12 protein-coding genes are annotated in these 15,737 nt (G+C 69.8%); 8 read left to right on the top strand and 4 right to left on the bottom strand.

Annotation, left to right across the window (positions count from 1 at the left end; translation table 11 throughout):
- Positions 1-433 precede the first annotated feature (433 nt).
- From glgA to KOR34_RS23785, 3 genes are all read left to right on the top strand, one after another.
- Positions 434-1,924 (top strand): glycogen synthase GlgA, encoded by a 1,491-nt coding sequence (gene glgA, locus KOR34_RS23795; protein WP_146568636.1) that lies wholly within the window; start codon positions 434-436, stop codon positions 1,922-1,924.
- A gap of 60 nt (positions 1,925-1,984) precedes the next feature.
- Positions 1,985-2,938 carry a galactose-1-phosphate uridylyltransferase gene (locus KOR34_RS23790; RefSeq protein ID WP_146568635.1) on the top strand — a complete coding sequence of 318 codons (954 nt, stop codon included), beginning with the start codon at positions 1,985-1,987 and terminating at the stop codon, positions 2,936-2,938.
- A gap of 360 nt (positions 2,939-3,298) precedes the next feature.
- The gene (locus KOR34_RS23785; protein WP_146568634.1) at positions 3,299-5,482 is read left to right on the top strand and encodes an alpha-amylase/4-alpha-glucanotransferase domain-containing protein; all 2,184 of its coding nucleotides are present in this window, start codon (positions 3,299-3,301) and stop codon (positions 5,480-5,482) included.
- Between the two features lie 87 nt (positions 5,483-5,569).
- On the opposite strand, the gene bioD is transcribed toward KOR34_RS23785, so the two are convergent.
- On the bottom strand, positions 5,570-6,232 hold the full coding sequence (gene bioD / locus KOR34_RS23780; protein WP_146568633.1) for a dethiobiotin synthase: 663 nt from the start codon (positions 6,230-6,232) through the stop codon (positions 5,570-5,572).
- A 126-nt stretch (positions 6,233-6,358) separates the two neighbouring features.
- Positions 6,359-7,213, bottom strand: a complete 855-nt coding sequence (locus KOR34_RS23775) for a shikimate dehydrogenase family protein (protein ID WP_146568632.1) — start codon at positions 7,211-7,213, stop codon at positions 6,359-6,361.
- 138 nt (positions 7,214-7,351) lie between these two features.
- On the opposite strand from KOR34_RS23775, the gene larB reads away from it, so the two are divergent.
- The 5 genes from larB to KOR34_RS23750 all read left to right on the top strand — a co-directional run bounded on the left by larB (position 7,352) and on the right by KOR34_RS23750 (position 11,892).
- On the top strand, positions 7,352-8,080 hold the full coding sequence (larB, locus tag KOR34_RS23770; RefSeq protein WP_146568631.1) for a nickel pincer cofactor biosynthesis protein LarB: 729 nt from the start codon (positions 7,352-7,354) through the stop codon (positions 8,078-8,080).
- On the top strand, positions 8,073-8,981 hold the full coding sequence (locus tag KOR34_RS23765; protein ID WP_146568630.1) for an NAD(P)H-hydrate dehydratase: 909 nt from the start codon (positions 8,073-8,075) through the stop codon (positions 8,979-8,981). The genes larB and KOR34_RS23765 overlap by 8 nt, the downstream gene beginning before the upstream one ends.
- A gap of 33 nt (positions 8,982-9,014) precedes the next feature.
- A complete protein-coding gene (ribF, locus tag KOR34_RS23760) occupies positions 9,015-9,959 on the top strand; it encodes a riboflavin biosynthesis protein RibF (protein ID WP_146568629.1) in 945 nt (314 codons plus the stop codon).
- Between the two features lie 35 nt (positions 9,960-9,994).
- Positions 9,995-10,978, top strand: a complete 984-nt coding sequence (locus KOR34_RS23755; RefSeq protein ID WP_146568628.1) for a DHH family phosphoesterase — start codon at positions 9,995-9,997, stop codon at positions 10,976-10,978.
- A gap of 203 nt (positions 10,979-11,181) precedes the next feature.
- Positions 11,182-11,892 (top strand): hypothetical protein, encoded by a 711-nt coding sequence (locus KOR34_RS23750; protein ID WP_197531701.1) that lies wholly within the window; start codon positions 11,182-11,184, stop codon positions 11,890-11,892.
- A 51-nt stretch (positions 11,893-11,943) separates the two neighbouring features.
- Here KOR34_RS23750 and KOR34_RS23745 read toward each other — a convergent pair whose 3' ends face one another.
- Complete coding sequence (locus KOR34_RS23745) at positions 11,944-12,834, bottom strand: tetratricopeptide repeat protein (RefSeq protein WP_197531700.1); 891 nt, start codon at positions 12,832-12,834, stop codon at positions 11,944-11,946.
- Positions 12,835-13,617: 783 nt separating this feature from the next.
- Complete coding sequence (locus KOR34_RS23740) at positions 13,618-15,222, bottom strand: glycine--tRNA ligase (RefSeq protein WP_146568625.1); 1,605 nt, start codon at positions 15,220-15,222, stop codon at positions 13,618-13,620.
- Positions 15,223-15,737: the final 515 nt, after the last annotated feature.

Genomic DNA, 15,737 nt, shown 5'->3' with positions numbered 1-15,737 from the left:
GTTGCAAAGGGTGTGCCACCATCGGTTGGCGGCGCATGGTGGATGGACTTGACTCAGCGGCGGGCACGCGGCTGATCATTCCTCACACAGGTTGCGCGGGGGACGTCCGCATGCATCCCGCTATTCCGTTCGGCCGGTGGCAGAGATTGATGCAGCCACCCGAGCGACCGCCGCTCGCGGTGGTCGGCGGCCGCCCGGCGGAGGGATGGCGGCGGCCGATCGATCGAAAGCCCAGTCGGGCGCTGGCGCATCCGGGCGCCGCGCCTCGAGGGGTCGGCTTCTGCAGGTCGCAACGGCTAGCCGCCTGCCGTCTCGTCGGGTCGGCGGTTCCCCAGGAGATCAGGTGCACCCACCCGCTAAGGTTTGCCGAATTTGCTATCCTGGTAGCGTTTATCGCTGAGGCAGACCCTTAGGCCCCGTCCCCGCGCCCGCCGTGAATATCCTCTTTGCCACTACCGAAGCGGTCCCGTTCTGCAAGACCGGAGGCCTGGGCGACGTTTGCGGCGCCCTGCCGATCGAGCTCGAGAAGCTGGGCGACCGCCCCACGGTCATCATGCCGGCGTTCCGTCAGGCGCTGGAGTCGGGCCAGCCGATCGAGAGCACCGGCGTCCGGTTCCAGACGCCCATCGGCCGCAAGCTGGTCTCCGGCGAGCTGCTGCGGAGCACCCTGCCGGGCTCGGGCGTGCCGGTCTACCTGATCAAGCAGGACGAGTACTTCGACCGGCCCGAGCTGTACTGGGACGGCCAGTCCGACTACCACGACAACTGCGAGCGGTTCGTATTCTTCGCGCGGGCCGTGCTTGAGGCGATCCGCGCGCTCGACCTGGAGGTCGACGTGCTGCACTGCCACGACTGGCAGGCGGGCCTGCTGCCGGTGTACCTCAAGACGCTGTACGCCGACCGCACACGCTACCGGTCGATCGCGTCGCTGTTCACCGTCCACAACCTGGCGTACCAGGGCAGCTTCTGGCACTGGGACATGGAGCTCACCGGCATCGGCTGGGAGTACTTCACGCCCCAGCACCTGGAGTTCTACGGCCGGCTCAACTTCATGAAGGCCGCGCTGATGTTCGCCGACGTGCTGACCACCGTCAGCCCGCGGTACGCGATGGAGATCCAGTCGCCGCCGGCCAGTTGCGGGTTGGAGGGCGTGCTGCGGCACCGCAGTGACCAGCTGTTCGGCGTCCTCAACGGCGCCGACTACGGCGCTTGGAACCCGGCCACCGACCCGCACATCGCCGCCAACTACGACGCCGACAACTTCCTGCACGGCAAGGGCGTCTGCAAGGCGGCCCTGCAGCGCGAGATGGGCCTGCCCGAGCGGTCGGGCATCCCGCTGATCGCCAGCGTCGGCCGCCTGGCCGAGCAGAAGGGCTTCGACCTGATCGCCGACGTGCTGCCCCGCTGGGCGGAGCAGATCGACGTGCAGTGGGTCCTCTTGGGCACGGGCGACCAACGCTACCACGAGCTCCTCGCCCGCCTGCAGGACGAGTACCCCGAGCGGGTCGCCGTGCGGTTGGGCTTCAGCAACGAACTGGCGCACCGCATTGAGGCGGGCGCCGACCTGTTCCTCATGCCCAGCCGTTACGAGCCGTGCGGCCTGAACCAGCTGTACAGCCTCAAGTACGGCGCCGTGCCAGTGGTCCGCGAGACCGGCGGCCTGGCCGACACCATCACCAACTGCACCGACGCGACCCTGGCCAACGGCACGGCCAACGGGTTCTCGTTCGGCGACGCCAGCCCCCACGCGCTGTCGGACGCCATCGACCGCGGCTGCCGCGCCTACCAGGACGAGGGCGTGTGGAACCGGCTGGTCCAGACCGGCATGCGTCAGGACTGGAGCTGGGCCCGCAGCGCCCACCGGTACGACGAACTCTACCGCCTCGCGGTTTCACAGGTTCGTGAGCAGCCGGTGATGCAGTAGGATCGTCGGCGGCGGGCGACCCCGCCCGCCCAAGACGCCCCACCGCCAAACCGCTACGGTATGAACGAGCTGCGCAGCGATCCTCTCACCGGCCGCACGGTGCTGTACGCCAGCGGCCGCGCCGGCCGCCCCAATGACTTCGCCCCGGCCGCGCTCGATGCCGGCGGCGGGTCGCCCCCCGCCGATTGCCCGTTCTGCGCCGGGCACGAGTCGCTCACCCCGCCCGCGCTCGCCGAACGCGTCGGGCCCGACGGCCGCTGGCGGCAGCGGGTGGTGCCCAACAAGTACCCCATCTGCGGCCGCCGCGAGGACGACGTGTGCCTCGGCTCGCACGAGGTGGTGATCGAGAGCCCGCGTCACGTGACCAACACCACCGAGCTCGGCCAGGACGGGCTCGCCGGCGTGCTGGGCGTCTACGCCGAGCGACTGGCGCACTGGCGGGCGGACGGGCGGTTCCCGTTCCGGATGGCGTTCAAGAACGTCGGCCCGTCGGCCGGCGCGTCGCTCACCCACCTGCACAGCCAGATCGTCGCGCTGCCGATGCTCTCCACGCAGCAGGAGATCGAGGCCGCGCTGCTCGCAAGTCAGGACTCGCCCGCAGACGCCTGGCGGGCGTGGCGCGAACGCGAGCTGGCAGACCCGGCGCGGTTGCTCGCGGAAGACGCGGGCCTGGTCGCCTTCTGCCCGACCGTCAGCCGTGCGTCGGGCGAGTTCTGGGTGGTGCCGCGGCACGGCGGCCCGTTCTTCGAGGACGCGCTGCCGGACGCGTCGGCCAGCGACCGCATGGCCGCGCTGCTCTTCCCACTGGTTGCGCGGTTGGAGCAGCGGATCCTGCCGGCCGGCTACAACCTGATCGTCAGCACCGCGCCGACAACCGGCGTGCTCGCGGACGCGTTCTGCTGGCGCCTTGAAGTCGTGCCGCGCGTCGCGTCGCTCGCCGGCTTCGAACTTGGCGCCGGCATGTTCATTAACACGCTGCCGCCCGACGAGGCCGCCGCGCTGCTGCGCGGCTGACTGCCAGCCGCGCGCCGACTCGTCGATCCGCTACGACCTGCGCGGCTGTCCTGCTGGCCGTAGACAATCTGCAAACTCGCCGGCATCCGATCAAACGCCGCCGCCAGGAGAGTCGATGGTAAGGACTGCGGCCTCCGGGGGCAGTTTACCGATTGGCCAAGGCCGGTTGCCGCATATTCCGTGAGTTTATCGCCTTATCGGTCCCTGCCGCATGGACGGATTGCCCGCCATCGCATTAGGATTGGGATCGTGCCGGGCGGCGAATTGAGCATGGCTGGGCGGCCCCTGCGGGCGGCCCCGCTTGGACCCCACAAGGAGCGCCGCCCCGACGGCCCCCGGATGACTGAGGAACTGGCCCCTATGAGCCCCTTCGTGCGACTCGTGCTGGTGCTGCACAACCACCAGCCCATCGGCAACTTCGACGGCGTCTTCGAGCAGACCTACCAGGACAGCTACCTGCCGTTCCTGGATGTCTACGAGCAGTACGAGGGCCTGCCGATCTCGCTGCACACCAGCGGCTCTCTGATCGAGTGGCTGGCCGTCCACCACCCCGAGTACCTGGACCGCGTCGCGAAGCTGGTTGAGCAGGGCCGGGTCGAGGTGATCGGCGGCCCGTTCATGGAGCCGATCCTGACCATGATCCCCTCGCGGGACCGCGTCGGCCAGATCCGCGCCTACAGCCAGTACCTGAAGGACCGCCTGGGCGCGCACGTCCGCGGCATGTGGATGCCGGAGCGCGTGTGGGAGCAGTCCCTCGCCAGCGACATCGCCGAGGCGGGCATCCAGTACACCGTGCTGGACGACTACCACTTCCGGAACGCCGGCTGGACCCCCGACCAGCTCAACGGCTACTACGTCACCGAGCACGACGGCCGGCTGCTGTCGGTCTTCCCGGGCAGCGAGCGGCTGCGGTACACCATCCCGTTCGCCGAGCCCCAGGCCACGATCGACCACCTCCGCGGCATCGCCGAGACGCAACCCGGCGCGATCGTCACCTTCGGCGACGACGGCGAGAAGCTCGGCTCGTGGCCCGACACCAAGGCCCACGTGTACGAGCACGGCTGGCTCCGCCGCTTCTTCGAGGCGCTGCAGGCCAACCAGGACTGGCTGAAGGTCACCACGCCCGGCGAGGCCGTGGACAACGTCGCGCCGCTGGGCAGGCTGTACATCCCCGAGGCCAGCTACCGTGAGATGACCGAGTGGGCCCTGCCGGCCGTGCAGCAGAACGCCTACCACGACGCCCAGCACACGCTGGAGGACGAGGGCCGCTGGGACATGATCCAGCCGTTCACCCGCGGCGGCTTCTGGCGGAACTTCAAGGTCCGCTACCCCGAGACCAACGAGATGTACTGCCGCATGCTGCAGGTCAGCAACCGGCTGGCCGCGCTCCGCGCCCAGGGCGACGGCGGCGAGCTGTTGGACGCCGCGCGGCACGAGCTGTACCGCGGACAGTGCAACTGCAGCTACTGGCACGGCGCCTTCGGCGGCTGCTACCTGCCGCACCTCCGCAACGCGGTCTACAAGTCGCTGATCGCCGCGGACAACCTGATGGACCAGCACGAGGGCCGCGGCTGGGAGGGCGACCGCGCCTACTGGGTCGAGGTCGACGCCGACGACTACAACCTCGACGGCCGCAAGGAGATCCGCCTGGCGTCTAACCGCCTCAAGGCGTTCCTCGCTCCCGGCGACGGCGGCAAGCTCTACGAGCTTGACGTACGCTCCATCTGCCACAACCTGCTGGCCACTCTGAGCCGCCGCGAGGAGGCCTACCACCGCAAGGTGCTGCTCGGCCCCTCCGCCGCCGGCGGCGAGGTCGCCAGCATCCACGACCGCGTGGTCTTCAAGCAGGAAGGCCTGGACCAGATGCTGCAGTACGACTCGTACGCCCGCAAGAGCCTGGTCGACCACTTCTACGACATCGACGCCTCGCTCGAGTCGGTCGCGATGAACGAGGCCCGCGAGCAGGGCGACTTCGTCAGCGGCGCGTTCGAGTCGAAGATCCGCCGCAACCCGGACCGCATGCAGGCCCTCATGTGGCGCGACGGCAACGTCGACGGCGCCCCGGTCAAGGTGACCAAGGGCGTCACGCTCGAGGCCGGCGGGTCGGAGCTGGAGATCACCTACCTGCTCGAAAACCTGCCGGGCGACCGCCCGCTGCACTTCTCGGTCGAGCTCGGCATGGCCGGCCTGCCGCCGGGGGCCGACGACCGCTACTTCCACGCCGGCGACGGCGCCCGTCTGGGCGACCTCGGCGCCAAGCTCGACCTGGCAGACGTCGACTCGCTCTCGCTAACCGACGAGTGGCTAGGCGTCGACGTCGGCCTCACCATGGACCGCCCCACGTCGATCTGGACCTACCCGATCGCCACCGTGAGCCAGTCCGAGGGCGGCTTCGAGCTGGTCAACCAATCGGTTGTGGTGCAGCCGCACTGGATCCTGCAGGCCGACGAGCACGGCCGCTGGTCGCTCACGATGCGGATGAAGATCGACACTAGCATGGCCGAGTCCCGCATGCACCACGGCGCCGAAGCCGCGACCGTGTAGCGTCGGCGGAATCAATGCCAACACAAACACGACGCACGGGGGCGACCCCGCGCGTCGTGTTTCTTGTGGTGCAGGCACTGCGATCGGCTACGCCAGCAGCCCCGCCCAGTCCACTACGCGATCGAGCCCACCTCTCCAAGCCGTAGTCGCCAGCAGCGGAACGGGCATCCGTTGCATCAGCTCCTCGGCGTTCGACGCGACGCTCGCGTCGTGCTCTGGGCCGGCGCTGTTGAGCACCACGCCGAGCGGCCTGCTTGCCTGGCAGCGGGACTCGGCGGCCAGCAGCGTGGCCATCGTGTCGTGGATCACGCCCAGGCGGTTGGCGGCGACCACCACCATCGGCGCCCCGAGCGCGTCGGCCAGGTCGGCGTTGTAGAAGTCGCCCTCGGCGAGCGGCGACATCAGGCCGCCGGCGCCCTCAACCAGCAGCAGGTCGCAGTGCGGCGCCCAGGCGTTGGCGCCGGCGATGAGCTCGTCTGGAGAGAACGACTTCCCCTCGGCCTTGGCCGCCACGTGCGGCGCGACGGCTGCGCGGTAGCGGAGCGGGCAGACCAGCTCCGGGGTCTGCGGCCGGCCAGCGGCCTCCCACAACATCTCGGCGTCCTCGCTGCGACCGTTCTCGCAACCGCTGGCCACCGGCTTGTACACGCCTACACGCACGCCCGACTCACGGAGCTGACGCGCGATCAGCGCGGCGACGTAGGTCTTGCCGATCTCGGTGCCGACGCCGGTGACGAAAAGGGTCTTCATTGGGCAGGGCCGGTGCGAAGCGGCGGAGCGTGCTGGTTGGCGTTGCGGATTGTAGATTGCGGACAATGCGACGCTGAGCCCACCCCAATTCAGTCCGCAATCTTCAATCCGAAATCCCCAATCGATTCATACGCCAAGGAACTCTTCCGCCGCGTCTAGCAAGGCGTCTTCGGGCGGTTCAACGCCGGTCCACAGCCGCACCGCTTCGGCGATCTCGCGGGCGAGGATCTCGATGCCCGGCACGACCTTGGCGCCGCGTTCGGCCGCGCGGTGCAGCAGCGGGCTCAGCCCGGCGCGGACGCGGGCGTCGGCCACGATCATGTCGTCCCGCAGGGAGGGCGCCAGGGCTTCGGCGACCGGCGCGTCGCGCTTCTTGTCCCAGCACGAGGCCGACGCCAGCAGGTTGACCTCGCCCGGCAGGTCGATGAACTGGTCGTCGGCGTCGATGGTCTCGACCAGCCGGTCCGGGAAGGTCGCCTTGAGCCGGTCGATCTGCTCTTGGCTGTCGTCCTGGCTAAGGTCCGCGATCCGCAGCGACGCGGCGCCGTGCTGCAGCAACGCGTACGCGGTGGCGAGCCCGCGGCCCTCGAGCCCCAGCACGGCCGCGTGCCGCCCGGCGATGGGCAGCGAGCGGACGATGCAGGCGATCACGCTCTCGCCGGCCAGATCGTCGCCCACCAGGCGGTCGTCGCGACGCATCAGGCACGACACCGACCGCGTCTGGTCGGCCCGTTCGGTGTGCTTGCCAACGTGGTCCCAGCTCAGCCGCTGAAGCGAGGGGAGCAGCAGCACGCCGCTGAACCCCAACGCCGACACGCCGCGGATGGCGTCCACCAGCCGCGACTCGCCGACCTCAAACGTCAGGAAACGCCAGTCGAGCCCGGTCTCGGCGAAGGCCCGGTCGACCATGAAGTGCGTGGGGTTGCCGGTGACCGACTGGCCGATCAGGCAGCACTTCTCAAGCAGCGAGGACTCGGACACGTGGGGCGGGCGGCGGCTGGGTGTGGGCAGAGTTAGGGCGGCGTGTATGATCCCAGAAGTCTATCCGCCAGAACAGCCCTCCGCCGCGCCGGGACCCCGTCGAACTACGCCCCCGCGGCGGGTAGAATAGGGGGTCTCATGGACTCTCCGGCGCCCCGCCACAAACCGCTCGCCAACCAGAACGTCACGGTCGACCTCGACCGCCGCCAGCGGTGCGGATTCCCCGAGGTCGTGTACGGCGAGGGCAAGTCCGACGACGCCGTGGCGGCCGTCTTCGACGAGCTGCTGGCCCGCGGCGAGCCCGCCCTGGCAACCCGCATCAGCGCCGCCCAGGCCGAGACGCTGCTGACGCGGCTCCCTGGCGCCCGCTACAACCCGGTCGCCCGCACGCTGCGACGCAATCCTGCCGGCGCCGAGCCGGCCGGCGGCCGCGGGCGGGCCGCGGTGGTCAGCGCCGGCTCGACCGACCTGCCGGTCGCCGAAGAGGCCCGCGAGACGCTCAACTGGATGGGCGTCGACGTGACCATGGTGCAAGACGTCGGGGTCGCCGGCCCGCACCGCCTGCCCGAACGCGTGGCGGAGATCGTCGACTCTGACGCGGTGGTGGTGGTGGCGGGCATGGAGGGCGCACTGCCGAGCGTGGTGGGCGGCTACGTGCCGTGCCCCGTGATCGGCGTGCCGACCAGCGTCGGCTACGGCGCGAACTTCCAAGGCCTGTCGGCGCTGCTATCAATGCTCAACAGCTGCGCGTCGAACGTGACGGTGGTCAACATCGACGCCGGCTTCAAGGGCGGCTACCTGGCGGGCCTGATCGCCACGCGGGTGGCGGACGCCCGTGCCGCCGGCGAGGAGGCCCGTGATGCATGACGCCTCAGACGAGCCGCTCCCCACGCTGCCGCCGCGCAGGCCGGAGAGCCACAAGGGCGACTTCGGCCGGGCGATGATTGTCGGCGGCTCGCGCGGCATGGCCGGCGCGGTCGCCATGGCCGGCATGGCCTGCCTGCGGAGCGGCGCCGGGCTGGCGACGCTCGGCGTGCCCCGCTGCATCGGGCCGGTGGTGGCCGGCTTCTGCCCCGCGTACATGGTGCGTGAGCTCGTCGACGACGATCCCGGCGTGCTGTACTGGGCCAACCTGTTCGACCTCGCGCCGCTGGAGCACGACTTCGACGTCTGGGCTCTGGGCCCGGGGCTGGGCGAGCCGGAGCAGACGGCCGAGCTCTCTGGCCGCATGAACCGCGAGTGGAACGCGCCGCTTGTGATCGACGCCGACGGCCTCAACGGCGTGGCGTCGTACGAGGAGCGGTACGCGTCGGAGCCGCTGATCCCGCCCGGCCCGCGCGTCTACACGCCGCACCCCGGCGAGTTCGGCCGCCTCGTGGGGCACGACGCCCTGGCGGAGAAGGCCGTCGGCGCCGACGCCGACCGCGTCGAAGCCGCGGGCGAGTTCGCCTCGCGCGACCCGGGCGGCAACACGGTGATTGTCCTGAAGGGCCACCGAACGGTGATCTCCGACGGGCGGCAGTACGCCATCAACACCACCGGCAACCCGGGCATGGCGACCGGCGGCAGCGGCGACGTGCTGACCGGCGTGATCACCGCCCTGATCGCGCAGGGGCTCACGACCTTCGACGCCGCCCGCCTGGGCGCCCACGTGCACGGCTTGGCGGGCGACCTGGCTTGCGACCGGCTGGGCGCGGTGTCGATGACCGCGGTCGACCTGATCGACTCACTCCCGCAGGCCTTTGTCCAGCTGTCCGCCGCCGGCTAGCGCCGCCCCCTAGGAACCCGACCAGGACCCCACGTGGAAGTCATCCGCCACCTCGACGACCTGCCCTCCGAAGCCCGCGGCGGCGCGGTGGCGATCGGCAACTTCGACGGGGTGCACCGGGGGCACGCGCAGTTGATCGGCCGGCTGGTCGCGAAGGCCAAAGAGGTCGGCGGGCCGGCGGTCGTGTTCACCTTCGACCCGCACCCGGTCCGCATCCTCCGGCCGCACCAGTGCCCGCCGCCGCTCACCTGGACGCAGCGCAAGGCGGAGCTGCTCTCCCGGCTGGGCGTCGACTGGGTCGTGGCGTACCCGACCGACGAGGCGCTGCTGCGGCTCTCGGCCCGCGAGTTCTTCCAGCGGGTGGTGATCGACTCGCTCCAGGCCCGCGCGATGGTCGAGGGCCCCAACTTTTTCTTCGGCCACGACCGCGAGGGCGACATCCACGAGCTCCGCCGCCTGACCGCCGAGGCGGGCATCGGGCTGGAGATTGCCGAGCCGGTCGCCGAGGACGGCCAGATCGTCTCGAGCTCGCGGATCCGGCAGCTTATTCAGGAGGAGGGCGGCGTGGGCCGCGCCCGCCAGATGCTGACCGCGCCGTACCGCCTCCGCGGCATCGTCACCCACGGGGCGGGGCGGGGCGCCAAGCTCGGCTTCCCGACCGCCAACATTGAGGGCATCGACACCCTGCTCCCCGCGCACGGCGTGTACTGCGGGCTGGCGGTGATCGGCGGCCAGCGGCTGCCCTCGGCGATCAACCTCGGCCCCAACCCCACGTTCCACGACATGTCCGCCAAGGTCGAGGTGCACGTTATCGGCTACGACGAGCCGCTGTATGGCAAGCCGCTCGAGATCGACTTCCTCGAGCGGCTGCGCGACGTGCGCTCGTTCGGCTCGCCCGAGGAGCTGATCGCTCAGGTGCGTCGCGACGTGCTGGAAGCCGACGACACCGCCCGCTGCTACCTGCAGGGCGAGTGCTAAACCCCGCCCAACGATCCCCCGCTGAAAGCCTGCCGATGCCCATCGACTGGAACCCCCTGCTGCCGATTGTCGAGCAGGCCGAAACCTTCGTGCTCACCAGCCACATGCGCCCCGACTGCGACGCGCTGGGGAGCGAGCTCGGCATGGCCGCCGCGCTGCAGGCGCTCGGCAAGCGGGTGCGGATCATCAACGGCGACAGCGTGCCCAGCCACATCGCGTTCATCGACGCCGGCGGGATGATCGAGGTGTTCGGCTCGGGCGTCACCCAGCAGGAGGTCCACGAGGCCGACGTGCACATGGTGCTCGACACCAGCGCCTGGGGGCAGCTGGGGCCGATGGCCGACGTGATCCGCAGCTCGCCGGCGCGCAAGGTGGTGATCGACCACCACGTCAGCGGCGACGACCTCGGCGCCATGGTGCTGAAGGACGTCACCAGCGAGTCCAACGGCCGGCTGGTGCTGCAGGCGATCGAGGCCCTCGGCGTCGAGCTCACGGCCGAGATGGCCCGGCCGCTGTTCTACGCCATGGCGACCGACACCGGCTGGTTCCGCTTCTCGTCGGTCACGGAGCAGACGCTCCTGGCCGCGGCCAAGCTGGTGGCGGCCGGCGCGTCGCCGAGCGACTCGTTCAGCACGCTGTACGACCGCAACACCCTGTCCCGCGTCCGCCTGCACGGCCGCATCATGGAGAGCACCGCCCTGGTGCTCGACGGCCGCGTGGGCGTCGCCCGCGCGACCGAGGCCGACTTCGCCGCCACCGGCGCCGAGGCCGCCGACACCGAGGACGTAGTGAACCGCGTGCTGAGCATCGCCGGGGTCGAGGTCGCCGCGTTGTTTGTTGAGCTGGGCGAGGGCGCCAACAAGGTGAGCCTCCGCAGCCGCAGCGACTTCGACGTCCGCGAGATCGCCGAGCAGTTCGGCGGGGGCGGCCACACCAAGGCCGCCGGCGTGCGGATCCGCGGCCCAATCGACGAGGCCCAGCGCAAGGTGCTCGAGGCGATCCAGGCCAAGATCGGCTAGGCCGGGCGCCAGCGTCAGTGCTGGGACGGGTAAGCCACACCCTTCCCACAACCGCTAAAGTCCCCCCCGTCTGGCGTCCGATGGAGGAGATGGAAACGCGGCTCTGCGCCGCGCTGCTCCTCACCTTTTCGTGTGAACATGGTATGTGGTGCCGTCATTGCAAGCAGGACGTGCCGGCAGTCGCGCCAGCGACTAACGGCGCCGTGCACTGCGCACGCTGCCACGGACCGCTGGACCAGCCCGCCTTCGCGAAGAGCGTAAGCGACTCGGGCGTGGGGCTGGACCAGGAGTCGCAGCGGGTCGTGGACCCGCACGCGCTGCTCCAGGCGTCGGACTCCGGCTACCGCCACGACGAGATCCGCCGCGCCATCCGCGGCGCCCAGCGCCGCGCCAGCGCCGCGCCCCGCATGCTCCGCTTCGACCCGCCCGAGCCGCTGGTCGAGCAGAAACGCGTGGAGCCCCGCGACCCGGCCTCGCCCAACACCCGGGTGGACCAGCCGGTCCGCGAGAACCACCGCCCGACCCAGTGGGTCGCCTGGGCGTTGGCCCTGACCGGCGCCATGACGCTAGGCGCCGGCGTCGGGCTGATGTTCTGGTCGCTCACCGAGGCCCGCCCCGAGCTGTGGGAGTGGGGCATCGGCGCCACGCTCACCGGGCAGGGCGTCATGATCATCGGCCTCGTGCAGCTGCTGGCCGGGCTGTGGAACAGCAGCCGGTCGGCCAACCAGACGCTCCGCGGCGTGCAGCAGGAGCTCCGCCGGCTCGGCCGGACGACCGAGTCGCTGCTCGGCGCCAACGCCCCGACCGCGGCCAGCTTCTACGCCGACCTCGCCCGCGGCGCCAGCCCGGAGATGCTACTGGCCAACCTCAAGGGCCAGGTCGACGCGCTGTCGAGCCACGTCGCCCGCGACTGATCCCCTCACACGATCTTTAGGCAGCGCTAGCGATGCGCGCCGCGCTGCCGCCTACTCACCCGGCGCCGGGGGCGGCGGCGGCTGATCGGGCGGCTCGCGAACGAATGCGCCCGCCAGGCTCTCGCCCCGCGTCACGCGCAGCGCGTGCCGGAACTTCTCGTCGGCTAGGGCGTCGTCGCCGTTGAGGTGCAGCAGCACGCCGGCCAGCAGCAGCGCGTCGGCGTCGTTGGGGAACTGGTTCAGCCGGTTGGCCAGCAGCCGCGCCACGTCGCTCCGGCCGGCCTCGGTGTAGACCACATCCAGGTCGAACCCGGAGTCCGCCCAGTCCGGCTCCAGCTCCAGCCCCCGCCGCAGCGCGTCGACCGCTTCCTCGAACCGGCCGGTCGCCATCTCCAGCAGCATCACGCGGAAGTGCAGCGCCGCCAGGTCGGGCGCCTGCTTCTCCGCGCGGCGGTACCGGTTGCGGGCGTCCAGCAGGCGGCCCTCGCGGAGGTAGCGATCGCCCAGGTCCAGGTACCGCCACGCCCGCTTCAGCTCGTCGGGCCCGGGGCCGTCGGGCATCTCAGGCGCGGGGCCGAGCAGTCCCAGCGGCGGCCGGGCCGGCCGCGGGGCGGGCTGCACGGGGGCGGCGGCCACCGCCGGCTGGCGCAAGCCGTACAGCACGCGGTAGTCGATGTAGGCCGCGCCGGGGTAGAAGCCGTAGTAGCCCGGGTAGTAGTCGTACCGCGGCCACCAGCCGCCCGGCGGGCAGTAGCCGTAGCGGTACGGCCCGTAGCCGCCCTGCGGGATCGTAAAGGTAGGCACGTTGGGGTACTTGCCGCCGGGCCGGCCCAGGATGGTGCCGTCGGGCGGGTCGCCCAGGATCGGGTCCCGCTCGGCGACGGCGTGGTCCGCCCCGAGGCTTATAGCCACGAGCACCGCCAGCGCGCACATCCGCGACATGACTCCCTCCCTGAACAGAGTCGGCCCCCCACTGCTCATTGTTTGAGCTGCGGGCGCACGCGTCAAATCAATCGTCTGGCGTTGCCTATGCAGGCCCTGTGCGAGCCGTGTTCGACGGCGATGAAATCCCGCAGGGCATCGTGGTCAGAGGCCACTCCCACCGGGAGTCCGCTTCTGTTGTTAGCCCTTTGGCTACCCGCTAAACCGGCCCTCGATCTCGCTCACCACGTCGTCCAGATTCACACGCACCGAATATCCACCCGCTACAATCGAAGGCATGAGCGAAAACCCTTATGCTTCGCCAACAGCTGAGGGCGAATCCATTCGATCGCGGTCGACCTCGCGACGTCGACCTTGGTCGGTGGTAGTCGTTCACCTGCTTGCCATGGCGCCAGGCTTGCTTCTCGTATTGGTCTGGTTGCAGGAATCGGCATCCGGAATGCCGCTGCCAACCACAACCTTGGCGATTGGCGTCGCAGTGACAAGTCTATCGGCGATTGGAATTATGTTCCGTTGGGGACCGGTCTTGCCCTGCGCCATCCTTGGAGTGGTTGCGGCCGTCCTTTCGACGTCCCCCGTGAGTTCAAGCGGGGTCGAGGCCGCTTGGAAAGACTTTGGAGTCCCGGCAGTTGGTGTCGCAATAGGCGCCGTTGTGGGGGCGGCTTTCGAAGCCGCCCTCAGCAGACGCGTTGAAGTGTCACGCAGTATTCAAGAGTGACTTGAGCGCCCCGCCGCTCGCCATCTAATGACCGCTGCTGGTTCGGCGAACCAGCGGTACTTTGGCTAGCCGTCGATCCGGCCCTCGATCTCACTCACCACGTCATCCAGCTTCACGCGGACCTGCTCCAGCGAGTCGCGGTCGCGGAGCGTGACGGTCTGGTCGTCGAGGGTCTGGCCGTCGATGGTCAGGCAGTAGGGCGTGCCGATCTCGTCCTGGCGGCGGTACCGGCGGCCGATGGCCGACTTCTCGTCGTACTCGACCGGCATCTTCTTCTTCAGCACGCGGTACAGGTCGCGGGCGATCTCGGGCATGCCGTCCTTCTTGACCAGCGGCAGCACGGCGGCCTTGATCGGCGCCAGCCGCGGGTGGAACTTCATCACGGTGCGGGTCTGCATCTTGCCCTTGTCGTCCGGCTGCTCGTCCTCGCAGTACGCCTCGCAGAGGAAGGCGAGCGTCGCGCGGTCGGCGCCGGCCGAGGGCTCGATCACGTGCGGCGTGTACCGCTCGTTGGTCAGGTCGTCGCGGTAGGTGAGGTCCTTGCCGCTGCCGCGGTGCACCGGCTTGCCGTGCTCGTCCTTCTGCACCTCCAGCGGGCAGCTGGCGGGGTCGAGCTTGCCCTCCATGTGGCTCCGCAGGTCGAAGTCGCCGCGGTGGGCGATCCCCTCCAGTTCGCCGTACTCGCCCTCGGGCAGGAACGGGAACGCGTACTCCACGTCGGCCGTGCCGGTGGAGTAGTGCGACAGCTCGTCCGGGTCGTGGTCGCGGAGGATCAGCCGCTCGCCCGCCAGGCCGTGGTCGGTGTACCACTTGAAGCGGCGGTCGCGCCAGTACTGGTACCACTTGGCCGACTCGTTTGGGTGGCAGAAGAACTCGATCTCCATCTGCTCGAACTCGCGGCTGCGGAACGTGAAGTTCCGCGGCGTGATCTCGTTGCGGAAGCTCTTGCCGATCTGCGCGATCCCCAATGGCAGCCGCACGCGGGTGCTGTCCAGCACGTTCTTGAAGTTCACGAAGATGCCCTGCGCGGTCTCCGGGCGGAGGTACGCGGCGTCCTTCTCCGAGCCCATCGCGCCGACGATGGTCTTGAACATCAGGTTGAAGTCACGCGGCTCGGTGAGCGTGCCGACCTCCTTGGCGTCGGGCCCGAACGCGGACGAGAGGTCCTCCACCGCGATCTTGTCGAGCGACGTGACCGGGCCGTCCCACTTGATCTGGTCGGCGTCTTTGTTGCGGAGGTTGAAGCACTTCAGCCCCCGCTTGGCGATGTCCTCTTCCACCTCCTCGGCGACCGAGGTCACGAACACCCGCTTCTCCTTGGCCTCGGCCCAGCGGCCCTGCACCTGGTCGTAGCGGTACCGCTTCTTTGTCTCGCGGCAGTCGACCATCTGGTCGCAGAACAGGTCGTAGTGCCCGCTGACCTTCCAGACCTGCGGGTGCATGATGATGGTGCAGTCCAGGCCGACCATCTCGTACGGGCTGGGGGCGCCGTTGGGGGCGGACAGCTCGTCGTGCCCGGTGACCATATCACGCCACCAGGCCTCCTTCACATTCCGCTTCAGCTCCACGCCCAGCGGCCCGTAGTCCCAGAAGCCGTTCAGGCCGCCGTAGATCTCGCTGGACTGAAACAGGAACCCCCGCCGGCGGCAGAGGGAGACTAACTTTTCCATTTCCATGGTCGTGAAGCTGGCTTGTGTTGCGTGTCGGGCGTGGAAGGGTGGACGGGCGGTAGCGGCCCCCAAACGGGCGGGGGAAACCCTAGATTCTAGTTGCCGCCCACCGGCAGCGCCTACGGCAGCCGCCCGGTGGACTAACCTTGCGGGCGCGGCGGTTCTGTCCGATTCGTTTTGTCCAAAAACACGAGCGGAGCGGACAAAACCCGGACCCTATTCTGGGCCTGCGGGTTCGTTTCACGCTGCAATAGCAGCCTCGACGGCCAGACGGGCGGCCGCGCCGTGCGGGGTTTTGTCCGATTCTGACCGCGCAAGGGGACCAAACCACCAACCGCCGGCAGGCACCTTCGGGACGCGGGTGGGGCTTGTGAGGGGCGCAGCACGAACGCCCGCCCCCGGCGTTTGCCTGGGGCTGCGCGTTGGTGCGTGCCCCTATTGTCCCGCGCTGGGTGGCCGGTTTCTACGACGAAATGGCGGGAAGGGACCAGGGGCTCGCGGCGCCGCCGCGGTGC

This window comes from Posidoniimonas corsicana (genome assembly GCF_007859765.1).
In the GTDB taxonomy this organism is placed as follows: Bacteria; Planctomycetota; Planctomycetia; order Pirellulales; family Lacipirellulaceae; genus Posidoniimonas; species Posidoniimonas corsicana.
This window is presented reverse-complemented; position numbering and strand designations above follow the sequence as displayed.